The 22136-nt window shown below is 71.7% G+C and carries 25 protein-coding genes and 1 pseudogene; 18 read left to right on the top strand and 8 right to left on the bottom strand.

What is annotated here, in order from left to right:
• Positions 1–8: 8 nt before the first annotated feature.
• Positions 9–563 (bottom strand): MmpS family protein, encoded by a 555-nt coding sequence (locus ODJ79_RS36500; RefSeq protein ID WP_263028234.1) that lies wholly within the window; start codon positions 561–563, stop codon positions 9–11.
• A 92-nt stretch (positions 564–655) separates the two neighbouring features.
• Between ODJ79_RS36500 and ODJ79_RS36495 the strand changes: the two genes are divergently transcribed.
• Both ODJ79_RS36495 and ODJ79_RS36490 read left to right on the top strand, forming a co-directional pair.
• On the top strand, positions 656–1222 hold the full coding sequence (locus ODJ79_RS36495; RefSeq protein ID WP_263028233.1) for an ArsR/SmtB family transcription factor: 567 nt from the start codon (positions 656–658) through the stop codon (positions 1220–1222).
• Positions 1219–2655, top strand: a complete 1437-nt coding sequence (locus ODJ79_RS36490; protein WP_263028232.1) for an MFS transporter — start codon at positions 1219–1221, stop codon at positions 2653–2655. Before ODJ79_RS36495 ends, ODJ79_RS36490 begins: the two co-directional genes overlap by 4 nt.
• 24 nt (positions 2656–2679) lie before the next feature.
• Here ODJ79_RS36490 and ODJ79_RS36485 read toward each other — a convergent pair whose 3' ends face one another.
• Positions 2680–3708 carry an aldo/keto reductase gene (locus tag ODJ79_RS36485; RefSeq protein ID WP_263028231.1) on the bottom strand — a complete coding sequence of 343 codons (1029 nt, stop codon included), beginning with the start codon at positions 3706–3708 and terminating at the stop codon, positions 2680–2682.
• A gap of 146 nt (positions 3709–3854) precedes the next feature.
• Between ODJ79_RS36485 and ODJ79_RS36480 the strand changes: the two genes are divergently transcribed.
• Positions 3855–4031 (top strand): YegP family protein, encoded by a 177-nt coding sequence (locus ODJ79_RS36480; RefSeq protein ID WP_263028230.1) that lies wholly within the window; start codon positions 3855–3857, stop codon positions 4029–4031.
• A gap of 64 nt (positions 4032–4095) precedes the next feature.
• Here the strand turns inward: ODJ79_RS36480 and ODJ79_RS36475 are convergent, their stop codons facing one another.
• Positions 4096–5355: an alpha/beta fold hydrolase gene (locus ODJ79_RS36475; RefSeq protein ID WP_263028229.1), complete on the bottom strand. Its 1260-nt coding sequence runs from the start codon at positions 5353–5355 to the stop codon at positions 4096–4098.
• Between the two features lie 47 nt (positions 5356–5402).
• Positions 5403–6179 carry an IclR family transcriptional regulator gene (locus ODJ79_RS36470; protein ID WP_263028228.1) on the bottom strand — a complete coding sequence of 259 codons (777 nt, stop codon included), beginning with the start codon at positions 6177–6179 and terminating at the stop codon, positions 5403–5405.
• A 130-nt stretch (positions 6180–6309) separates the two neighbouring features.
• Between ODJ79_RS36470 and ODJ79_RS36465 the strand changes: the two genes are divergently transcribed.
• The 6 genes from ODJ79_RS36465 to ODJ79_RS36440 all read left to right on the top strand — a co-directional run bounded on the left by ODJ79_RS36465 (position 6310) and on the right by ODJ79_RS36440 (position 11382).
• A complete protein-coding gene (locus ODJ79_RS36465) occupies positions 6310–7068 on the top strand; it encodes an SDR family NAD(P)-dependent oxidoreductase (RefSeq protein WP_263028227.1) in 759 nt (252 codons plus the stop codon).
• A 12-nt stretch (positions 7069–7080) separates the two neighbouring features.
• On the top strand, positions 7081–7875 hold the full coding sequence (locus ODJ79_RS36460; protein WP_263028226.1) for an SDR family NAD(P)-dependent oxidoreductase: 795 nt from the start codon (positions 7081–7083) through the stop codon (positions 7873–7875).
• A complete protein-coding gene (locus ODJ79_RS36455) occupies positions 7875–8840 on the top strand; it encodes a GlcG/HbpS family heme-binding protein (protein ID WP_263028225.1) in 966 nt (321 codons plus the stop codon). Before ODJ79_RS36460 ends, ODJ79_RS36455 begins: the two co-directional genes overlap by 1 nt.
• A 96-nt stretch (positions 8841–8936) precedes the next feature.
• Complete coding sequence (locus tag ODJ79_RS36450) at positions 8937–9935, top strand: ketopantoate reductase family protein (protein WP_263028224.1); 999 nt, start codon at positions 8937–8939, stop codon at positions 9933–9935.
• Positions 9827–10591: an ABC transporter permease gene (locus ODJ79_RS36445; protein ID WP_317620734.1), complete on the top strand. Its 765-nt coding sequence runs from the start codon at positions 9827–9829 to the stop codon at positions 10589–10591. The genes ODJ79_RS36450 and ODJ79_RS36445 overlap by 109 nt, the downstream gene beginning before the upstream one ends.
• Before the next feature lie 8 nt (positions 10592–10599).
• Entirely contained in the window at positions 10600–11382 is a 783-nt protein-coding gene (locus ODJ79_RS36440; RefSeq protein ID WP_263028223.1) for an ATP-binding cassette domain-containing protein, read from the top strand.
• Here ODJ79_RS36440 and ODJ79_RS36435 read toward each other — a convergent pair.
• Positions 11379–12002: an MBL fold metallo-hydrolase gene (locus tag ODJ79_RS36435; RefSeq protein WP_263028222.1), complete on the bottom strand. Its 624-nt coding sequence runs from the start codon at positions 12000–12002 to the stop codon at positions 11379–11381. The two genes, ODJ79_RS36440 and ODJ79_RS36435, sit on opposite strands and share 4 nt — an antisense overlap.
• Before the next feature lie 64 nt (positions 12003–12066).
• Here ODJ79_RS36435 and ODJ79_RS47285 point away from each other — a divergent pair.
• From ODJ79_RS47285 to ODJ79_RS36400, 8 genes and pseudogenes are all read left to right on the top strand, one after another.
• A pseudogene (locus ODJ79_RS47285) lies at positions 12067–12549 on the top strand (FAD-dependent oxidoreductase); the annotation flags it as partial.
• A gap of 76 nt (positions 12550–12625) precedes the next feature.
• On the top strand, positions 12626–13426 hold the full coding sequence (locus ODJ79_RS36430) for a hypothetical protein (RefSeq protein WP_263028221.1): 801 nt from the start codon (positions 12626–12628) through the stop codon (positions 13424–13426).
• On the top strand, positions 13419–13832 hold the full coding sequence (locus ODJ79_RS36425; protein WP_263028220.1) for a VOC family protein: 414 nt from the start codon (positions 13419–13421) through the stop codon (positions 13830–13832). The genes ODJ79_RS36430 and ODJ79_RS36425 overlap by 8 nt, the downstream gene beginning before the upstream one ends.
• Positions 13829–14698, top strand: coding sequence for a flavodoxin family protein (locus ODJ79_RS36420; RefSeq protein ID WP_263028219.1), 870 nt, complete (start codon positions 13829–13831; stop codon positions 14696–14698). The genes ODJ79_RS36425 and ODJ79_RS36420 overlap by 4 nt, the downstream gene beginning before the upstream one ends.
• Positions 14699–14957: 259 nt before the next feature.
• Positions 14958–15623: a hypothetical protein gene (locus ODJ79_RS36415; RefSeq protein ID WP_263028218.1), complete on the top strand. Its 666-nt coding sequence runs from the start codon at positions 14958–14960 to the stop codon at positions 15621–15623.
• Positions 15620–15799 carry an alpha-L-rhamnosidase C-terminal domain-containing protein gene (locus tag ODJ79_RS36410; RefSeq protein ID WP_263028293.1) on the top strand — a complete coding sequence of 60 codons (180 nt, stop codon included), beginning with the start codon at positions 15620–15622 and terminating at the stop codon, positions 15797–15799. The genes ODJ79_RS36415 and ODJ79_RS36410 overlap by 4 nt, the downstream gene beginning before the upstream one ends.
• Before the next feature lie 65 nt (positions 15800–15864).
• Positions 15865–16011 (top strand): hypothetical protein, encoded by a 147-nt coding sequence (locus ODJ79_RS36405; RefSeq protein ID WP_263028217.1) that lies wholly within the window; start codon positions 15865–15867, stop codon positions 16009–16011.
• 72 nt (positions 16012–16083) lie between these two features.
• Complete coding sequence (locus ODJ79_RS36400) at positions 16084–18063, top strand: acyl-CoA dehydrogenase (protein ID WP_263028216.1); 1980 nt, start codon at positions 16084–16086, stop codon at positions 18061–18063.
• Here ODJ79_RS36400 and ODJ79_RS36395 read toward each other — a convergent pair.
• The 3 genes from ODJ79_RS36395 to ODJ79_RS36385 form a co-directional block, all read right to left on the bottom strand.
• A complete protein-coding gene (locus ODJ79_RS36395) occupies positions 18060–19136 on the bottom strand; it encodes a M48 family metallopeptidase (RefSeq protein ID WP_263028215.1) in 1077 nt (358 codons plus the stop codon). The two genes, ODJ79_RS36400 and ODJ79_RS36395, sit on opposite strands and share 4 nt — an antisense overlap.
• A 254-nt stretch (positions 19137–19390) precedes the next feature.
• Positions 19391–19915 (bottom strand): DUF4232 domain-containing protein, encoded by a 525-nt coding sequence (locus ODJ79_RS36390; protein WP_263028214.1) that lies wholly within the window; start codon positions 19913–19915, stop codon positions 19391–19393.
• A gap of 242 nt (positions 19916–20157) precedes the next feature.
• Entirely contained in the window at positions 20158–21081 is a 924-nt protein-coding gene (locus ODJ79_RS36385; protein WP_263028213.1) for an NAD(P)/FAD-dependent oxidoreductase, read from the bottom strand.
• 179 nt (positions 21082–21260) lie between these two features.
• Between ODJ79_RS36385 and ODJ79_RS36380 the strand changes: the two genes are divergently transcribed.
• Positions 21261–22136: cbb3-type cytochrome c oxidase subunit I (locus tag ODJ79_RS36380; protein WP_263028212.1), on the top strand; the 876-nt coding region annotated here is incomplete at its 3' end.

The following is a 22136-nucleotide window of genomic DNA, read 5'->3' as shown; positions in this document are numbered from 1 at the left end:
CGGGACAGCTAGGCGGAGCACTCCGGGGCGGCGTAGCGGCCGGTCTGCCGCGCGCTGCTGAGCACCTTGCCGCCGACCGTGATCGAGCAGGTCACCGCCCCGGTGCCGCCCTGCTTGCGCTGCGCGATGAGGACGAACCCGTGCGGCTCCCCGGTCACCTGGAAGGTGACCCGCCACGGCAGATCGATGCCGCCGCGGCTGACGATGGTGCCGTCCTGATCGGTGTACTGCACGCTGCCGATGTCCCCCGACCCCGCGGTCACCGCGTAGACGACGGTCACCGTCGCCGGCGCCGAGCCGGCCGAGGCGGTCGGTGCGGGAGCGGCGAGCGTGGGCGCGGGGCCGGGCGAGCGCGGCGAGCGCAACCCGAAACCGATCGCCGCGGCGAGAACGACCACGGCGGTCAGGGCGACCCATCGCCAGGGGAGCCGGCGGTGCGGGGCGTCCGCGGGGCCCATGTCGTCGGGGACGGGCGGTGACGGCCACGCAGCGGCGTCCAGCGGGGCTGCCTCGTGCCACGGATCAGACGGCGGAACCGGGCCGCCCCGATCGAGCTTCGTCACACCGCTCACGGTAGGCGCTCCCGGCAACACCGTCAGTACATCAACTGCTCCTCGGTGTTGAGAACAAGTCTTTGCATAGGTATCTTCTCATCATGGTGGAGAACCGGCCCCGTCTCCTGACCGACGTCGAGGCGCTCAAGGCGCTCGCTCACCCGCTGCGTCAGCAGCTGCTCACCCGGCTCCAGCGGCAGGGTCCGGCCACCTCGGCCGACCTGGCCACCGAGTTCGGCGCCGATCGGGGCGCGACCAGTTACCACCTGCGGCAGCTGGAGCGCTTCGGCTTCCTCGAGGAGGACACGGCCCGCTCGGCCGGCCGGCGCCGATACTGGCGAGCCATCCCCCAGGACCTGCGCCTGCCCCGCCGGGCAACCGACCCGCAGATCGCCGCCGCGGCCGACGAGGTGGGCCGGCAGTGGTTCGAGCGGTCGGGGCGCGAGTTGCTGGCCTACCTCACCGACCGCGACTCCTACGGCGACTTCTCGGACGCCGCCCAACACTCCTTCGGCGGCACGACGCTCACCGCCGAGGAACTCGCCCGGTTCGCCGAGGAATACCTCGCCTTGCTCTCCCGCTGGTACCGCGACCCGGATCAAGCCTCCCCCGGCGCACGGCACATCTCGGTGGTGTTCCACGCCTTTCCCACGCCGGAGATCCCGTGACCACTCCCCTGTGGCGCAACCGGGATTTCGTGGCGCTGTGGAGCGGCCAAGTCGTGTCGCAGCTCGGCGCCCAGATCAGCGGCACGGCGATGCCGCTGCTCGTGCTCGCGACCACCGGCTCCCCCGGCGACGCCGGCCTGGTCGCCGCCGCTGGATCGCTGCCGTTCCTGGTCGCCAACCTGCCGGCCGGCCCGCTCGTCGACCGTTGGAACCGGCACACCGTCCTGCTGGTCAGCGAGCTCACCGCGGCCGTGGCGGTGGTGAGTGTGCCGATCGCCGTCCTGGCGGGAGCGCTCACGGTCGCGCACCTGGCCGCGGTTGCGTTCGCGGTCGGTCTCTGCTCGGTCTTCTTCGGCCTCGCCGAGCGGGCGGCCCTCCCGCTGGTCGTCCCCGCCGGCCTCCTGCCCGCGGCGATCGCCCAGAACGAGGCCCGCACCCGCGGCGCCGGCCTGATCGGGCCGCCGCTCGGTGGACTGCTGTTCGCCGCGGGCCGAGCCGTACCGTTCCTGGTCGATTTCGCCTCGTTCCTGCTCTCCGCCCTTGCCCTGGTGCTGGTCCGCCGCGACCTGAAAGCACCCTCGCCGGCCCGGCCGCAGAACGACGCCGCCGCCCCCGCACCCGCCGAGCCAGCCGCCCCCGCCCCTGCACCCGCCGACCCGGCCGCCGGCCGCTCGGCGGACCGGCGGGAATCGCTCTGGCGAGCGACGCTCGACGGACTGCGGTGGATCTGGCGGCAGCCGCTGATCCGGATGACGATCGCGCTGCTCGCGGTCAGCAACCTGGTCTTCCAGGCGCTCGTGCTGATCCTGGTGGTGCTGGCCCACGAGCGCGGCTCGGCCTCGGTCGGCGTGCTGCTCGGCCTGTACAGCGCGGGCGGCCTGGCCGGCGCTCTGGCAGCGACGAAACTGCACCGCCACCTCACCGCCCGCCGGGTCGTCGTCGGGGTCACCTGGGTCTGGGCCGCGCTGCTCCCGCTCTTTCCCTTCACGACCAACCCGATACTGCTCGGCGTGCTCGGCGCCGCCTGCGCGTTCGTCGGTCCGCTGTGGAACGTCGTGCTGACGAGCTGCGCGGCCGTGCTCGTTCCCAACCATCTGCTCGGCCGCGTGACGAGCGCGGCCATGACGGTCACGTGGGGCGTCATGCCGCTGGCCTCGCTGATCGCCGGCTGCCTGCTGACCGCTCTCCCCCCGCACGCGGCGATCTGGCCGCTCGCCGCCCTCATGCTGGCCGCCGCGATCGCGGCGACCATCAGCCCCGCGGTCCGCCACGCGCCACCACTGCCGAGCGCCGGCCCGCAGCATCCGGCGGCGGCCACCGGTGGCGCCCCGCCGCTGCCGATCGATCCCGCACCGGTGCAACGCCTACGAAATGGCGTCCCAACCGTCGGCGACCGTGACGCCGGCGCGCCGGTCGGCAGCACGCCGCCTTAAGCCCGGCACGTTAGGCGCGACGCCTCAAGTGCGGCGGCGGGTGGTCTTGTCGGCGAGGGACGGCGGTTGATATCCGGCGTCGATCGGGTTCAGGTTCGTGCCGGGCGGGACGATCTCGTCGATCCGGTCGAGCACGTCCGGCGGCAGCGTCACCTCGCCGGCGCCCAGTTGTGACTCGAAATGCTCGATCGTGCGCGGCCCGATGATCGCCGAGGTGATCGCCGGGTGCGCGAGCACGAACCCGAGCGCCAGGTGGATCAGCGACAGGCCGGCCTCGTCGGCGAGTTTGGCCAGTTCGTCGACCGCTGCCAGCTTCGGGGCGTTGGCGGGGCGGGTCGGGTCGAACCGCTCGGGAAAGCGCGACGCCCGCGCGGAGATCGGCGCGTCCAGGCCCGAGTGGTAGCGCCCGGACAGGTATCCGCCGGCGAGCGGACTCCACGGCAGGACGGCGAGGCCGTAGCGGGCGGCCACCGGGAGCATCTCGCGCTCGATCCCCCGCACCAGGATCGAGTACGGCGGCTGCTCACTGACCACCCGCTCGCGACCGCGCCGCTCGGCGATCCACTGCCCCTCCACGATCGCCGACGGCTCGAACGTCGACGTGCCGAGGTAGCGGACCTTTCCCTGCCGGACGAGGTCGGTGAGCGCCCCGAGCGTCTCGTCGAAGTCGGTCTCCGGCTCGGGCCGGTGCACCTGGTACAGATCGATCCAGTCGGTCTGCAGACGACGGAGGCTGTTCTCCACCTCGGCGACGATCCACCGGCGCGAGTTCCCGCGCGTGTTGCGGCCCTCGCCGATCTGCCCGTGGAACTTGGTGGCCAGGAATACGTCGTCGCGGCGGCCGTGCAGCGCCTTGCCGACGATCACCTCGCTCTCGCCCTGCGAGTAGACGTCCGCGGTGTCGATCGCGTTGATCCCGGCGTCGAGGGCCCGGTGGATTATCCGGATGCCCTCGGCGTGATCGGGGTTGCCCGACTGACCGAAGTTCATCGCGCCGAGCGTCAGTGAGCTGATCTGCACGCCGGTGCGCCCGAACGGTCGGTACTGAACCATGCTGTTCCAGCCTCCCAGAAGCGACTACCTATCGAGGTATGTCAAGACTTTCACGGCTCGGCGTCCGGCGCGCGCCGCGACCGATCTCGATCGATCACGAGTTTCGGCCGTTCGTGCACGGGTACAGCCGCATTGGAGGTGACGTGATGAAGTTCGTGGTCAAGAGGACCAGCAACGGTGAGTTCCGGTTCAACATGGTGTCCACCAACGGCCAGGTCGTGGCGACCAGCGAGTCGTACAAGCAGAAGGCTTCGGCGCTGAACACGATCGCGTCGATCCAGAAGAACGCCGGCGGCGCCTCGGTCGACGACCAGACCGACTGATCCGGCCGTTCTCGGCCGTTCCCGGGGCGTCTCGGATCTGATCCGAGGCGCCCCGGGGCGGCCGTCATCGCAGACCCGCGGCCATCTCCATCAAGTGACCGAGCACGGCCTCGCCCGACGTGCGCAGACCGTCGTGCTCGTATTCGTTGGTGACCCAGGTGCGCACGTTGCCGACCGCCGCCGCCGTCTCCAGCGAAAGGCCCGCGTCGACGTACATGTCATCGAAGTAGACCGCGGCGAGCACCGGCACCTCGTTCGCGGCCAGCCGGGCGCGGTCGTAGAGCGGCGGCCAGTCGTCCGACGAGGCCAGAATGTCGGCGGCGCCGGCGAACGGGCGCAGCGCGGCGATCTGCTCGAACATCCAGGGGTACATCATCTCGCCGGTGAACAGCAGCGGATCGGCGTCCGCGGCGAAGGCCGGATGGCTGCCGAGAGCGCGCCAGGCGGCCCAGTTCGTCGGGCCGGTTCCCTGTCCGTAGCAGTACTCCTGCAGGGCGAACAGCGGCTGATCGATGAAGCCGGTCCGCGTCATCACCTCGTACCGGAAGCCGTCGGACAACTGCTCGCCGTGCCACGCGCCGTCGAGCAGCCAGCGAACCTGGGCGTATCCGTCGCTCATCCCGAAGGTGTTGCCGAGGAAGCGCAGCCGCTCGACGGTGAGCCGGTCGCCGTCGGGCAGTCGCACGTCGTCGGCGGCCAGGTGGTCGGCGATCCGGCGGACGGCCGCCGCGGCGCCCGGGAACGACGCGTAGAACTCGGCGTTCTTGGCCGCCACCCGCGGGTAGGTGCGCGCGTAGACCTGCTCGGCGGTCGCGGTCAGGCCCGGCAGACCGCCGGTCACGTAGCAGGTGCGCAGCCCGCCTGGCGCCATCGACAGATAGGTCATCGTGACGAGACCGCCGTAGCTCTGCCCGAGCGTGTCCCACCGGCCGCCGCCGGCCACCCGCTCGCGCAGGATTTCGGCGTCCGCGACGATGCTGTCCGCTCGGAACAGCCGCAGGTGGCCGGCCAGTTCCGCGGCCGACCGGCCGGCCGCCGTGCGGGCGGTGATCGGCGTGCTCCGGCCGGTTCCCCGCTGGTCGAGAAGCAACACCCGGTGGGTGCGCACGGCACGGGCGATCCAGCTCTCGGAGCGCACCGGACGCGGCGACTTCCCACCGGGGCCGCCCTGCAGGAAGAGCAGCCAGGGCAGATCGTCGCCGGCCCGGTCGGCGGCGACCACCTCACGGGCGAAGACCTCGATCGTGCCCTCGTCCGGTCGCTGGTGGTCGAGCGGCACGGTGACGGTGTGGTCGGTGAGGCGCAGTCCCGGGTGAGCGATCATGCACTCACCCTAGGAGAACGCCACATTCTCGTACCGCGAAGACCGCTTTACGATCCGGCGACCAGCTGCGAGATCTCCGCGCAGGAGGCCAGCACCACCGGCTTGAGCTCGCGCACGATCCGCTGCGCCGACCAGTCCCGGGCCTGCACCGCGAGGTTGACCCCGGCGATCACCCGGCCGTCCGGCCCGGTGATCGGCCCGGCGACCGATCGCAACCCGTACGCGAGCTCCTCGTCCTGCACCGCCCACCCCTGTTCGCGGATGTGGGCCAGTTCCGCACGCAGCTCGTCGAGCGACACCTTCGCGTTCGGCCCGTGCTGCGCCGGGAAGGACGCCTCGGTGACCTGCTCGGCGAGCACCTCCGGCTCGAGGTCGGCGAGCAGCAGCTTGCCGATCGACGTGTGCACGGCCGGCAGCGTCGAGCCCACCTGGATGTTGGCCGTGACCAGATCGGAGTTGCGCAGCCGCACCAGGTAGAGCACGCGATCGCCGGTCAGCACCGCGAGATTGACCGTCTCGCCGGTCTGCGCGGCCAGCTGTTGCAGGCGCGGCGTCGCCAGCTCCACCAGGTCGAGGCTGCGCAACGCGGCACCGCCCAGCGTCAGCACGCGTACGCCCGGCCGATAGTCACCGCCCGGCAGATGATCGAGATAGCCCTCGGAGGTGAGCGTCTGCACCACCCGGTAGGCGGTCGGCATCGGCAGCCCGGCCGCCTCGGCGAGGTCGGTGACCCGCCAGGTGGGCCGCTGCTCGGTGAAGAGACTGAGCAGTCGGAGCCCCTTGGCCAGGGCTTCGACCCGGTACTCCGGCTTCGCGTCCGCCATCGTGCTCCCCGCGACGAAGGTTGAGAACCATGAGCCTAGAGCCCGGCGCAACCGCAGCCTGGACAGGCCCAACCCCACCGTCTACGGTACTGGATAGTCGCTTTCGTGATGTGAGAATAGGAGCTGGAAAATGGCGGACTGGCTGGCGCTTACGGGTCGGCCGGCGCTCGTGGTCGGCGCGGGCGGCCTCGGCGGCGCGAGCGCGGTGAGCCTCGCCGCGCAGGGCGCCCGGGTGGCGCTGGCCGACCTCGACGAGGGCAAGCTCGACGCGGTGGCCCGCCAGGCCAAGGAGGCCGGCGGCGTCATCGAGACGATCCGCGGTGACCTGCGCGATCCCGCTCGCTGCCGGCAGGTGGTCGACGAGGCGGCCGCGCGGATCGGCGTACCGCAGGTGTTCCTGCACGCCGTCGGGCGCAACGTCCGCCGCCCGGTCCTCGATCTCACCGACGCCGACTGGCAGCAGCTGATGGAGCTGAACCTCTCCACCGCCTACTGGATGGGACAGCACGTCGGCCGTCTGATGGTCGGCGCCGGCTACGGCCGGATGGTTTTCATGTCCTCGGTGTCCGGCCTGCTCGCGCACGCCGACCACGCGCCGTACGCGGCGACCAAGGGCGGTCTCAATCAGCTCGTACGCGTGATGGCCCGGGAGTGGGCGGCGCGCGGCGTCACGGTGAACGCGATCGCGCCCGGTTACATCGAGACCGACCTGACCAAGGACCACCTCGACCGCAACGGCAACCGCGCCGCCCTCGAACGTCTCGTCCCGGCCCAACGCCTCGGCGTGCCGGAGGAGGTGGCCGACGCGGTCACCTTCCTCGCCTCCGATCGGGCCCGCTTCATCACCGGCCAAGTCCTCTACGTCGACGGCGGGCGCGTGCTCGTCTGAAAGGAAGCTCCCGTGGCTCTGCACCCCGTTCCCGTCCCCCGCCGCTTCGAGGGCCGATCGGTCGTCGTCACCGGGGCCGGCACCGGTTTCGGCGCCGAGATCGCCGTCCGCGCCGCGCAGGAGGGCGCCCGCATCGTCGGCGTGCACTACCGGTCGTCGAAGGCCGGCGCCGAGCAGACCGGCGACCGGGTCCGCGAGGCCGGCGCCGAGCCGGTGCTGCTGCAGGCCGACATCGCCGACTGGGCGCAGGTCAAGGCGCTCGCCGACGACGCCTTCCGGCAGCTCGGCGGCGTCGACGCGGTGATCAACAACGTCGGCGACGTGGCCCGCGAGCAGATGTCCTGGCGGGACATCACCGAGGAGTCGGTCGACCACGTGCTCGCCGTCGACATCAAGGGCACGATGGCGTGCGTCCACGAGTTCGGCGCCCGGATGCTCGACCAGGGCCACGGCGCGATCGTCAACATCGGATCGACCGTGATCGTCCGGGGCAGCGCCCGCGCCCCGCAGTACGCCGCGGCCAAATACGGCCTGCTCGGTCTCACCAAGTCGTACGCGCACGCGTTCGCTCCGATCGTGCGGGTCAACGTGTTCGCGCCCGGTTTCATCGAGACCGAGGCGACGCTGGGCCGCAAGGACTGGCGCGAGGGCCGCGGCGACCAGCTGCGCAGGATGACCCCGATGGGCCGCATCCCGGGCCCGGCCGAACTGGCCGGCACCGCTCTCTTCCTCGCCACCGACGATGCGTTCCACATGACCGGCGGGTACCTGGTCGCCGACGGCGGATACAACATGGTCGGCGCCTGATGACCGCGGTCCACCCCGTCGACCTCCCGTTGGCGGAGGCCCGGGCGTTGGTGCGCCGGGCGGTGGACAAGGCCGAGCAGTTGGGTCTGCGCGGCGCGATCGCGGTGGTCGGCGCGAGCGGTGCGCTGGTCACGGCCTCGCGGCTCGATCACGGCGGCCCCGGCGGCATGTGCCGGGCCCGCTCCAAGGCGTGGATCTCGGCGACCCAGCAGATCCCGAGCGCCGAGCACCTGCACCGGATGACCACCCTGCCCGCACCGATCAGCCGGGGCTTCGTGACCGCTTCCCCGGAGGCGCTCTTCCCCGGCGCGGGCGGCCTGCCGATCCGTGCCGGGGAGGTGGTCGTCGGCGGCATCTCCGCGTCCGGCGCGACGGTCAGCCCATTCCTGCCCGCCGGGGTGGCGCCCGAGGCGGTCTCGGCCGAGGGCGAGCCGGCCAACCCCGAAGACCTCCTTCTTGCGTACGCCTTGAGCACGCCCTACGCGGGACAGCACGGCGACGATCGCTCTCGCTGGCAGGCCCGGTTCGGCGATCTGACGGTCCCGCCCGACCGCAGCCTCGGCCTGAAACCGGCCCCGCCCGCGGTGCGGCAGAGCGAGCTCGACTGGGCCGTGGCGGTTTGCGATCGGGTGCTGGTCGCGGCCGCGGGTGCCGGTCTGCGGGTGAGTGTGGCCGTCGTCGACCGGGGCGGCGACCCGATCCAGCAGGACCGGATGGACCACGCGGTGGCCGGCGGCGTCGACGTCGCCCTGGCCACGGCGAGCGCGGCGGCGCGCTTCGGCGTCCCCAGCGACCAGCTCGCCGACTGGTATCCGGCCGCACAGCTCGCCGCGCTGCATCCGGCGCCGCTGCTGGCCGCGCCCGGCGGACTGCCGATCGTGCTCGACGGCCGGGTGGTCGGCGGCCTCGGCATCGGCGGCGCCGACCCGGCAACCTGCGCCACTCTGGCCAGGGCGGCGCTGTGACCCGGGCGCCCGGCGGTCCGCGCGCCGGCGGCGCCGGGGCGGCGCTGTGACCCGGGCGGCCGGCGGTCCGCGCGCCGGCGGCGCCGAGGCGGCGCGGTGATCCGGGTGGCCGTGCTCGGGTGCGGCGCGATCGGCAGCCTGTACGCCGCCCACCTCACCCGGGCGCCGGGCGTCGAGGTCTGGGCGGTCGACCCGTGGACCGAGCACATGACCGCGATCGCGCGGAACGGTCTGCGAGTGACCGGGCCGGCCGGCTTCACCGCTGCCGTGCACGCGCTGACCGACGCCGCCGGCCTGCCGCCCTGCGACTTCGGCATCGTGGCGACCAAGGCGCAGCACACCCGGGAGGCGGTCCGAGCCGCGCGGAAAGCGTTGTCGGCCGCCGCCGTGGTGAGCGTGCAGAACGGGGTCGGCAACGAGGAAACGATCGCCGAACTGATCCCCCGGGTCATCCGGGGCACGATCGTCACCGCCGGGGCGGTCACCGCGCCCGGCACCGTCCGCTACGACGCACCCGGCGACACCTGGATCGGGCCGTTCGAGCCGAGCCCGGCACGATCGGACGAGATCGCTCTGCTGGGCCGGCTGCTCGACGCCGGCGGCCTGACCACCCATGTGGTCGCCGACGCCCGGGGTCCGCAGTGGACGAAAGTCGTGTTCAACGCGGCCACCAGCCCGCTATCCGCGCTCACCGGGCTCACCGTGGGCGAGGTGTGCACCGATCCGGGACTGCGCCGAGAGGTCGAGCGCCTGATCGAGGAGGCGGAGAGCGTCTGCGACCGGGCGGGCATCGCGCTCACTCGTGATCCGCGCGAGGCGGTCGAGGAGGCGATCCGGGACGCGTACGCCCACAAACCCTCGATGCTGCAGGACGTGCTCGCCCGCCGGACCACCGAGATAGCCGTGCTCAACGGCGGCATCGCCGCCGAGGGCCGCCGGACCGGCGTGCCCACGCCCGCCCACGACGCGATGGTCGCTCTGCGGCGCTGGCCGGCTGTGTCTGCGGATCGCTGGTCACGCACGGCACGCCGACCTGGCCGGCGATCGTCGCGGCCCTCCTCCTCGGTTGTGTGGTCGGTGCCGTCAACGGCCTGATCACCCTTCGCGGCTTCAACCCGATCGTGGTCACGATCGGCACGCTGTCGGCGATGACCGGGCTCGCCTCGGTCCTCGTCGGCGGCTACACCATCCCCGGGCTGGACTCGCTCACCTTCATGGGCACCCAGCGCTACCTGGGCGTCCCGGCGCCGGTCTGGATCACCGCGGTGCTGTTCGCGGCCGGCACGGTGTTCCTGACCCGCACCCGGGACGGCATCCGCCTGATGGCGGTCGGCGGCAACCCCGAGGCGGTCCGCCGCTCCGGCATCCACGCCGACCGGTACAAGGTGCTCGGCTTCGTGATCAGCGGTTTCTGCGCGGCGCTCGGCGGCCTGGTGACCACGGCGCTGGTCACCGAGGCCAGCCCGGCGGCGAACGCGAGCATCATCTTCAACGCGCTGACCGCGGTCGCGCTGGCCGGTGTCTCGCTCGCCGGCGGGCGCGGGTCGCTGCCGCGGGTGCTGGTCGGCGCGCTCATCCTGGGCACCATCTCGAACGCGCTGACCCTCAAGGGCATCTCACCGTACTGGGGCACCGCGGTGACCGGCCTGCTGCTGCTCGGCTCGCTCGCGGTGGAGAAGTGGGTGTCCAGCACGGTCTCCAGGCGGCTCGTGCAGTCCGCCCACGCATCCGTCCACACCGGAACGAGGTGACCTCCCCCATGACTTCGCCATCAGTTCCAGCGCTCGAGTTGCGCGGCGTGGACATGCACTACGGCTACGTGCGAGCGCTCGACAGCATCGACATCGAGGTACACCAGGGCGAGGTGCTCGGCCTGCTCGGCGACAACGGCGCCGGCAAGTCGACCCTGCTCAAGGTGATGTCCGGCGTGCACCAGCCGACCTCCGGCGAGATCCGGGTGCACGGCGAGACGTCGACCTTCGCCTCGCCGGCCGACTCCACGCACGCCGGCATCCAGATGGTCTACCAGGACCTCGCGCTGGTCGACGCGCAGGACATCGCCACCAACCTCAACCTCGGCCGGGAGATCCTGCGCAAGGGTCCGCTCGGCTGGCTCGGCTTCGTCGACCACCGGGCGCAGCGCCGCCGGTCGACGGACGAGCTGGCGAAGCTCGGCGTCCGCACCGCGGCGATGACCCGGCCGGTGGAGATGCTCTCCGGCGGCCAGCGGCAGGTGGTCGCGCTCGCCCGCGGCGCGACGCGGGTGAACGGCGAGAAGAGCGGCATCCTGCTGCTCGACGAGCCGACCGCGGCGCTCGGCTACGAGCAGACCCAGCAGGTCCAGTCGCTGATCAGGAGCCTCGCCGAGCAGGGGGTGGCGTGCATCCTGGTCACGCACAACCTGCCCCTCGCGATGACCGTCTGCGATCGGATCGCGGTGCTCAACCGTGGCCGGAAGGTGGCCGACGTGCCGGTCGCGGAGACGGACAACGACCAGCTCGTCGGGTGGATCACCGGGGCGCGGCCGTCGATGTTCGGCTAGACGTCCGCGGCCTCTCCCTCGTCGAGGCGGCGGACCACCCCCTTGCCGCAGAACGCGGCGAGCATCCCGAAGTACTTGGCCGGGTCGGTGGTCTCGCCCTCGTGCATCGGCACCGCCGCCCGCGGGTCGACCGCCCGCACGTAGTCGACCGCCTCGGCCAGCTTGAGCCACGGCCCGTCCACCGCCACCGCCAGCACGTCCACTTCGGACGACGGCACGAGGAAGGAGTCGCCCGGATGGAAGAACGCTCCCTCGTCGATCAGGTACGCCGCGTTGCCGCACCCGGGCACATCACCGTAGACCGGCGCGTGCAGTCCGCCGAAGACGTCGACGGTGGTCGCGCCGAACCGCAGACGGTCGCCCGGCTCGACCACCGCGTGATCGGGCAGGCCCTCGACGGCGGACGCGGTGTCGACGTCGACGACCAGGCTCGCGCCCGGGTTCGCGGCGAGCAGCGCGGCCAGGCGGGTCACGTCCAGGTGATCCGGGTGCTGATGGGTGACGAGCACGGCGTCGAGGTCGCGTACGCCGGCGAAGTCGGACATCGTGCCCGGATCGAGCAGCAGGCGGGCGCCGGTCTCCACGAGGAGGCAGGCGTGGCCGAGATGGGTCAGCTTCACAGCGTCGCAGCATACTCTCGCATCGGGAACATCGTTTCCGTACAGCAAGAACGGTAGGCCTTCGATGGACGGACTCTTCCTCCGCGGCGAGGACGGATACGAGGAGGCTCGGATCGGCCGGGTCTTCAACCGGCGACGCCCTTCGCGGTACCCCGACGCGGTGCTGATCGCGGCCGACGCCGACGCGGTGGCCGAGGGCGTGCGGCTGGCCCGGTCCCGGGGCTGGCCGGTCGCGGTCCGCTCCGGCGGGCATTCCTGGGCGGTGTGGAGCGTGCGCGACAGTGGACTGCTCATCGACTTGCAGAAGCTCAACACGATGTCGTACGAGGCGGGAACGGGCATCGCCGTCGCGGGTCCGTCGGTGCGCGGCGGTGCGGAGTTGGCGCCCTTCCTCGCGTCGCACGGCCGGGCGTTCCCGGGCGGGCACTGCCCGACGGTCGGGATCGGCGGGTTCCTCCTTCAGGGCGGTCAGGGCTGGAACAGCCGATCGGTCGGGTGGGCCTGCGAGAGCGTCGTCGCCGTGGACGTCGTCACCGCCGACGGCGATCGGATCCGAGCGGACGCCAGGCAGAACAGCGACCTCTACTGGGCGGCGCGGGGCCGGCCCCGGGTTCCCGGCCATCGTGACCGCCTTCCACCTGCAGACCTACCCGGCGTACCCGCATGTGTGGCAGGACACCTGGACGTTCGCGCTCGCCGACGGCGGGACGCTGCTCGCCTGGATGCACGAGCTGCTGCCCCAGCTCGATCGGCGGGTCGAGCCGGTCATCGCGGCGACCCGGCTGCCGGACGTACCGCTCGACCCCGGGGTCCCGCATCCCGGCGGGACGGTCCTGCTGCTGCACACCACGGTGATGGCGTCGTCGCCGGAGGAGGCGGCGTCGATGCTGGCGGTCTTCGACGACGGGCCGCTCGCCGAGCGGCGGCTGGGACACGTGCGCGGGGCGACCAGCATCGAGGAGGAGAACCGGGCGCAGGCGGGGCAGAGCCCGGAGGGCTACCGGTACGCCGTCGACTGCACCTGGACCGACGCGCCGGCGTCGTCGCTGGCGCCGCCGCTGCTGCGGCTGTGGAGCGAGCTCGATACGGAACACTCCTTCTCGATCTGGTACGGATGGGCCCCGGACCGGCCGTTGCCGGACATGGCGTTCTCGGTCGAGGGGAACGTCTACATCGCCACGTACGCCATCTACGAGAACGCGGCGGACGACGAGAAGTACCGATCGTGGGTCCATTCGCGGACGGCAGCCCTCGGCGGCGCCGGCGTCTACCTGGGCGACACCGACTTCACCCGGCGCCAGGACCGTTTCGTATCGGACACGAACTTCGAACGCCTGTCGGCGGTTCGCGGGAAGTGGGATCCGGACGGCCGGTTCGTGTCCTACCTCTGCGCCGACCCGGCGAGGTTGAACAGCCGTGTCTGAGCCTCGCCTCGACCATGTCGGTCTCGCGGTGCACGACCTCGACGGGGCGGCCGCGTGGTACTGCGCCGCGTTCGGTTACGAGCGTGAGGTGATCCTGCGAGTCGACCCGATCGATCTCGACATCGTGATGCTGCGGCACGCCGCCCACGGCGACCGGCTCGAACTGCTGCACCGGCCCGGATCGTCCGCGGGCCTGCGAGCGGCGAACCCGGCCGAGGCGGCCCTGTCGGAGACGTTCGGCCACATCGCCTTTGCCGTCCGCGGCTTGGACGCGGCGTTCGCACGGGCGGTCGGGCTGGGCGCAAGGCCGGTGCTGACCCCGCAGCCGTCCCCGGAGAAGGGCGTGCGGATGGCCTTTGTGGCCGACCCCGAAGGAAACCTCGTCGAGCTTCTGGAGCGGCCATGAGCAAGGTTCTCGGACTCGGCGCGGGAACGGCCGGCGGCAGCGCGGAGATCGTGCTGCGCCTCGCGCTCGCGGCCACCGGCACCGAGGCCGAGTTGGTCCGGCTGGCGGATCTCGCCCTGACGGTGCAGAGCGATCTCGACTGGCTATGGGAGAAGCTCGTCGAATGTGACGCGCTGATCGTCAGCACGCCGATCATGAGCCGCACCATGGCGGCGGGCCTCAAGCTGCTGGTCGACCGCCTGCTCGGCCCGAACGCCGACGCCGCCATCATCGAGCAACTGGTCGCGGTGCGCCGGGCGGGCAACGAGCCGGCGGTGCCGTTCCGGGTCGACGAGCGGGTGCTCCGGCCGCGGGTGGCCGGCTTCCTCGCGGTCGGCGGATCGCTGACGCCGCAATGGAAGACGCTCGCCCTGCCGCTGATGCACACGCTGACGTTCTCCATGCACATCGCGGTGGTCGACCAGGTGGTCTTCGGCGGCGCCGGCACGCCCCGCTCGATCCTGCTCGACGACGACGCCCTCCGGCGGGCCACCCGGCTGGGCGCGAACGTGGCGAGCCAGCTCGGCAAGGCTCACGACGACGTTTCCTACCTCGGCGAACCCGGCCTCTGCCCGATGTGTCACTTGAGCGTGATCGAGCTGACCGGCGCCGACGTGGCCTGCGCGACCTGCGGCTGCCGGGGCACGCTCCGCGACGCCGGCCGGATCGATTGGACCGACCGAACGACCTCGGTGCTCTCGATGGACGAGAAACGGGCGCACGCCGCCGAGATTCAGGAGACTGCCGGGCGGCATCGGGAGCTTCGGCCGACCATCGCCGAGCGCGCGGCGGCGATCCCGGCGTTCGCGCCGGTGACGCCGCGATGACCGGGGCTGCGCAGGGTCTCCGGGTCGAACACCTCGATCAGCCGCTCGGGCTGCTCGAGCCGGCGCCGCGGCTCTCGTGGCAGCTGCCCGGAGGCACCGCACGGCAACTGGCCTACCGGCTGCGCGCCGACACCGGCTGGGACACCGGGAAGGTCACGAGCGACCGGTCGCTCCTGGTCGCGTACGCGGGAAAGGCGCTCGCGTCCGCGCAAAGAGTGACCTGGCAGGTGAAGGTCTGGAGCGATCTCGGCGAGCACGAGTGGTCGGAGCCGGCCTGCTGTCCACGTCCGACTGGACGGCGTCGTGGATCTCGCCGGACTCGCTCGTCCGGGGTGTCTTCGACGTCGCCACCGCCTACCTGTCGTATTCCGCCCGCTTGATGGCGCGGATCGCCGACGTGATCAGCCGTTCCCTGCTCGAACCGGCCCGGTGGGACGCGCTGGCCGATGCCGCCCGAAACGCGTGGCAGCGGGAGTTCATCGGCCCGGACGGGCGGCTCACGCCGGACACGCAGGCCAACCACGTGCGGGCGCTCGCGTTCGATCTGGTCCCGCCACCGCTGCGGGCCGCCGTGGCCGATCGCCTTGTCACGTTGGTCGAGGCGGCCGGCGTTCACTTGACGACCGGCTTCCTGGCCACCCCGGACCTGTTGCCGGTGCTGGCCGACGAGGGTCATTTCGACGTCGCGTACGCGCTGCTGCGGCAGGACACCCCGCCGTCCTGGCTGACGATGATCGACCGTGGCGCGACGACCATGTGGGAACGCTGGGACGGGGTGACCGCCGACGGGGTGGCTCACGAGTCGCTGAACCACTACGCCAAGGGCGCGGTCGTCTCCTATCTGCACCGGTACGTGGCGGGGCTCACCCCGATCGATCCCGCCTACCGGTCCTTCCGGGTCCAGCCCCGCCCCGGCGGGGCCTGACCTGGGCCCGGGCCGCGCACGAGTCGCCGTACGGCCGGATCGGGGTCCGCTGGTCGCGCACCGACGGCCGGTTCGACCTGTCCGTCTCGGTGCCGCCCGGCACCACGGCGACGGCGGTCCTGCCCGACGGCGCGGTCCATGCTCTCGAGCCCGGCGAGCATCATCTGAGGGCCTGACCGGCGGCGCGGACGCTTGCACCCCCACAGGTTCGGCCGATTTCGGCGGCGTAGCGTCGCCCGACGTGAACACGATCGAGGGTGTGCTGGTCTTCGCCGGAATTCCGCTGGCCGTGGTGGGCATCGTCTTCGGCGCGGTCTTCAGCACCACCCCGAAGCCGCCTCGCGACGAGTCGACCAAGGCCGAGCAGAAGAAGAACGAGAAGCCCTGATCAAGCCCGGCTGTCGCCACCGATCGCGCCACGTGTGGCGGTCCCGTCGAACGGCGGCATAGAATATTACTCATGGGTAACTTGGGACTTCAGGAAGCACTCGACGGGCGGTGGGCGGACGTGCGGCGGGCCGCCCGCGAGCAGCTCGCGGGAACGCACTTCGTGGCGGTGCCGGGTGAGACGCTCGAGCAGAGCCGGGAGCGGATCACGCGGCTCCTCCGGGAGCTCCCGGTCGAGTCGGGGGTCGGGGCGGGGTTTCCGGCCACCCATGGCGGCAGCGCCAACCCGGGCGGCGCGGCCGTCGCCGCCGAGATGCTGGCGCAGCTCGACCTGTCGCTGATGGTCAAGGCCGGCGTGCAGTGGGGGCTGTTCGGTGGCGCGGTGGTGGCGCTCGGCAACCGGCAGCAGCACGACGCCTACCTGCGCGACATCATCTCGACCGACCTGCTCGGCTGCTTCGCGATGACCGAGACGGGCCACGGCTCCGACGTGCAGCACCTGCGCACCACCTGCATGTACGATCCGGACACGCAGTCCTTCGATCTGCACACGCCGCACCAGGCCGCCCGCAAGGACTACATCGGCAACGCCGCGCGGGACGGGCGGATGGCGGTCGTGTTCGCACAGCTCATCACCGGCGGCCGGACGTACGGCGTGCACGCCTGGCTGGTGCCGATCAGAGACGGTCAGGGCGAGCCGCTTCCGGGCGTGACCATCGGCGACGACGGGCACAAGGCCGGCCTGCTCGGGGTGGACAACGGACGGCTCAGCTTCGACCACGTCCGCGTGCCACGCGAGATGCTGCTCGACCGGTACGGGCAGGTGGCACCGGACGGCACCTACTCGAGCCCGATCGACAACGACACTCGCCGCTTCTTCACCATGCTCGGGACGCTCGTCCGCGGCCGGGTCGTGGTCGGCGGTGCCGCGTCCGCGGCGACCAAGCAGGCACTGACCATCGCGGTGCGCTACGGCGAGGCCCGGCGGCAGTTCGCGGCGCCCGGCGAGCAGCGGGAAATCGTGATCAACGACTACCTCGCTCATCAACGGAAGTTGCTGATCCCGCTGGCCACGACGTACGCGCTGAGTTTCGCCCAGGAAGAACTGGTCAACGCCCTGCACGAGGTGCAGACCACGGACGGTGCGGTCGACGAGCACCGTCAGCGCGAGCTCGAGTCGCGGGCGGCCGGGCTGAAGGCCACGCAGACCTGGCACGCCACCCGGACGATCCAGGTCTGCCGCGAGGCGCTGGGCGGCGCCGGGTACCTCGCCGAGAACCGGCTCCCCGGGCTGAAGGCGGACACCGACGTGTTCACCACCTTCGAGGGCGACAACACGGTGCTGCTCCAGCTGGTCGCGAAGGGCCTGCTCACCGGCTTTCGGGACGCATTCGGATCGCTCGACGGCTGGGGGCGCACGACGTTCGTGGCCGAGCAGGTGCGCGAGATGGTGCTCGAACGGACGGCGGCGCGCTCGTTGATCCAGCGCCTGGTCGACGCCGTGCCCGGCCGGGACGAGGAGGTGGCGCTCACCGATCGCGGCTGGCACCTCAAGATGTTCGAGGACCGGGAGAAGCACCTGCTCGACGGCGCGATCCGGCGGCTGCGCGGGGGCGCGGCGAAGAAGCCGGAGCGATCGTTCGACATCTTCAACGACGTGCAGGACCACGTGCTCGAGGTGGCGTCCGCGCACGTCGACCGGGTCGTGTTGGAGGCGTTCGTGGCGGCGATCGCGCGCACGACCGATCCGTACGCACGCGATCTGCTTGCCAAGGTTTGCGACCTGTACGCGTTGAGCACCATCGAGGCGCACAAGGGGTGGTTCCTGGAGCACCAGCGACTCACCCCGGCCCGCGCGAAAGCGGTCACCGGCATGGTGAACGACCTGCTCAAGCAGCTGCGACCGGCCATGGCCGAGCTGGTCGACGCGTTCGCGATCCCGGACGAGTGGCTGGCGTGCGCGGCGCTGCGCGAGGAGCCGGGCCGTCAGGAGGTCATGGCGGACCACGATCTCCTGACGGCCACCCCCGAGCCGGTCGCGTCCGCGCGCTAGTTGCTTGCGCCGTCGCCGTTGCCGCCGTTGTTTCCGTTGTTGCCGCGGCCCGTCGCCCAGCCCCGGGCGCCGCGGGCCGCCGAGCCCGCGAGGTCGGCCGCGCCGCCGGCGGCCCGGCGGGCCAGCGTCACCAGCGGGTCGGACGAGTCCCGGAACTGATCGCGATAGCTGGCCGCGGCCGCCTTCACGTCGTCGGTCACCGACGCGTCCCGATCGTCGTCGCGGCGCGGGTAGTCGCCCTCGATGATGCGGGCGTACGCGCCCGAGTCCACCCAGCGGCGCAGCTCGGCGGCCCGGGCCACCGGGAACGGCTCGCTGTTGAACAGGGTCATGCCCAGCTTGTGCAGGCTGTCGCGCAGGTCGCCGCCGCCCTCGTACTCAGCGGCCTGCTCGAGGAACGCGGTGGTGTCGATCTGCGACAGGTCGCCACCGCCGGCCATCTTCATGAACAGCCGGATCGACGCGCCCTGGTCCTGCGCGGCGAGCAGGCCGGCCCGGTCGGCGGACAGCTCGGCCTTGCGCCACCACTCGTACATGGCCACGATGATGGCCCGCAGCGCGAGCGCGCCCATCGGGACCCAGCTGATGCTGGTGACCCACCGCGTCAGGATGGTGAGGATGGTCTGGTAGACCGCGTGGCCGCTGCGCACATGACCGATCTCGCGGCCGAGCAGCGTACGCAGCTCCTCGTCGTCGAGCTTGTCCACCGCGGCCGTGCTGATCACCACGAACGGCCGGTCCATACCGATCGCCTGCCCGCTGATGATCGGCGACTGGTGCACGTACAACTCGGGCGGCTCGGGCACGTCGAGCGTGCGCGCGGCCTCGGTGAAGCGCTGGTAGACCCGTGGGTACTGCCGGTGGTCGACCCGGATCGCGCCGGCCAGGTACTGCAGGCGGAACCCCCGCTCGTTCCACATGCCGAAGAACGCCTTCACCAGGTCGTCGAAGCCGCGCAGCTCCCGCAGCGCGGTGAGCGCGCCGCGATCGGCCGGATGCTCCCATGCCCGCGAACTGATGCCGGTCAGCGTGACCCGCTGACGTTCCGGCCGATTCTCCCCGTCGTTCGTCATCGTGACCCTCCGTCTCGTCGGGATAAGAGCCTTCCCGACCGGCCGCCCTCGCACATCGGCCCACGGCCGGGATTCGGACCCGCCCGCTACGACTTTCGGCCGATGCCGCCGGAGCCTACAAAACGGTCACAACCGCTCCCGCCGATCGCCCGCCGAGGGATCCATTCACCATGCTGACGGCCAGGGCGACCGCTGTCTAGAACACGTTCCACCGAGGGCGCCGCGGCACTGTCCTGTTCGGACGGCACCGCGGGTCAGAGCCAGGCGCTCGTGTCCAGGCGGCCGGTGGTGCCGAGGTCCATCGGGACGGGCAGGTTCACGATCTGGCGTGGCGCGCCCTGGACCGGCGCGACCGAGAGGGCGACGCCGGTGACCGCAGTGCCCTCGGTGACCGTGTTGTGCCAGGACAGGACGGCCATCGCACCTTCGCCCGGCCGCACGTTGATCCGGCGTGGGTCTGCGGTGTAGTGAACGCTCGGTCCGACCGTGACCTTCAGCGGCTGCAGGCGCTCGTCGAGGACGACGATGTCGGGGCGGCCCTGGAGCAGGTAGCTGGTGTCGCCGCAGCGACGCAGCGTCAGCGTCATCTCGCGATAACCTGCGGCCGCGTCGCCCCGATCGGCGGTGATCAGCACACCGGGCGCCGGGCAGTCGGCGGAAGCCGCCGAGGCCGATGCGGGCGCGCTTGCGGTGGGCGACGTGGGCTCGGAGGCGGGAGCCCCCGTGCAGGCGGCGGTCGCCAGGGCGGCGATCAAGGTCAGGACTCGGCTGGCTCGCATGTTCATCGATCTTGCCGCGGGGAGGCAAGCAAATCTCGGAGAGCGCTCCGGGCGACCGTGATCTGCCTCGGCTTCGGCCGACCGGCGGCACGTCGAGGATCGCGAACGGTTGCCGTACCTGCACAACCGGATCGCTCGGCCAGACCGTGCACCTGCCGGCTTTGGTATGACAGTCCCAGAAACGGCCCGCGCTCAGCAGCGCGCCTCGGCGGCGACCGCTCGACCGTGTGCGCGGACCGGTGCTATCCGCGCCCGGCCGCGGCCGCGGCGGTCTCCTCGGCGACCAGATCGAAATTGATCTGCGCGCCGGCCAGGGCGCCCTGCGCGGCCGCGGCACTCACCTGGGCGGACAGGTCGGTGACGTTGCCGGCCGCCCACACACCGGGAACCTCGGTGCGGCCGGTTGCGTCGGCCGGGACGTGCTCGCCCATGCCGGACGGATGGTTGATCGGTTTGAGACCAAGTCCGCTCAGAAAGCCGCCCCGGGCGACCATCCTGGTCGCCACCGCGATCGCCTGCCGCGGGAAGAACTGCCCCGACCGCAGATGGACGCCGCCCTCCGCGACGCGGTCCACCTCGCCCGGCACGACGGTGATGCCGCGGGCGGCCAGCTGCTCCGCCTGCTCGTCGGAGAGGTCCGGCTGACGGTGCAGAAAGAACAGCACGTCGTCGCTGAGCTGCCGGAACAGCAGCGCCTGATGGACCGACATCGGCCCGGTCGCGAGCACGCCGACGGCCCGGTCGCGGATCTCCCAGCCGTGGCAGTACGGGCAGTGCACCACGTCGTGGCCCCAGCCCTCGCGCAGGCCGGGCACCTCGGGCAGTTCGTCGACCAGGCCCGTGGTGACCAGCAGCCGCCCGGCCCGGATCCGGCGCCCGCCGGCCATCTCGACCGCGAAGCCGTCGCCGTCCCGGACCGCGCTCGCGACCTCGCCATCGACGATCTCGCCACCGTAGCCGCGCACCTCCTCGCGGCCGTGGGCGACCAGGTCGAGCGGGCTCATGCCCTCGCGGCCGAGCAGTCCGTGCACCCCGTCGGCGGGCGCATTGCGCGGCTGCCCGGCGTCGATCACCAGCACGCGGCGGCGGGAGCGGGCGAGCATCAGAGCGCCGCTCAGGCCCGCCGCACCGCCACCGATCACGATCACCTCGTACGCATCAGTCATGCGACGACCATGCCCGCGTTCGCTCCGGACCGGCGAGGAACTTTGCCGAACCGGCAAGGCCGGGAACCAGGCCGAACCGGTCACGTGCAGGAGAGGATTTGTCGGAAATCGAGCGGTTCGGCCGGTGCCCGCATATAACGAGAGGTGGTCATCACCACCGCGCTATCCGAGGAGCTCGCATGACCGCAGTCGCCCCGCGCCCGGTAGCCACCCGGCCGTACCCGGTCCGGCGGCAGGTCAAGGGTTCGGCGCTGGCCCGGATCCTGCGCACGACGGACGCGAAGCAGATCGGGATCATGTACATGATCACGTCGGTCGTGTACTACGTGGTCGGCGGGTTCCTCGCCCTGCTCATGCGCACCGAACTGGCCCGGCCCGGCATGCAGTTCCTGTCCCCCGAGCAGTTCAACCAGCTGTTCACCATGCACGGCACGATCATGCTGCTGTTCTTCGCGACGCCGATCGTGTTCGCCTTCGCCAACTTCGTGGTGCCGATCCAGATCGGCGCCCCGGACGTCTCGTTTCCGCGCTTGAACGCTCTCGCCTACTGGCTGTACCTGTTCGGCACGCTGATCGCGATGGCCGGCTTCGTCACCCCGGGCGGGGCGGCCGACTTCGGCTGGTTCGCGTACGCGCCGCTGAGCGACTCGCTGAACTCCCCCGGCGTCGGCGGGAACATGTGGGTGGTCGGCCTGGCCATCGGCGGTCTCGGCACGATCCTCGGCGCGGTCAACATGATCACCACGATCCTGACCCTGCGCGCGCCCGGCATGACCATGTTCCGGATGCCGATCATGACGTGGAACATCCTGGTCACCAGCCTCCTGGTGATCCTGATCTTCCCGTTCCTGGCCGCGGCCCTGTTCGCCCTCGCCGCCGACCGCATCCTCGACGCGCAGGTGTTCAACGTGAATACCGGCGGCCCGATGCTCTGGCAGCATCTGTTCTGGTTCTTCGGCCACCCCGAGGTGTATGTCATCGCCCTGCCGTTCTTCGGCATCATCACCGAGGTCGTGCCGGTCTTCAGCCGCAAGCCGGTGTTCGGCTACAAGGGT

The sequence above is a fragment of the Actinoplanes sp. KI2 genome, from assembly GCF_025630775.1.
Classification (GTDB): Bacteria; Actinomycetota; Actinomycetes; order Mycobacteriales; family Micromonosporaceae; genus Actinoplanes.
This window is presented reverse-complemented; position numbering and strand designations above follow the sequence as displayed.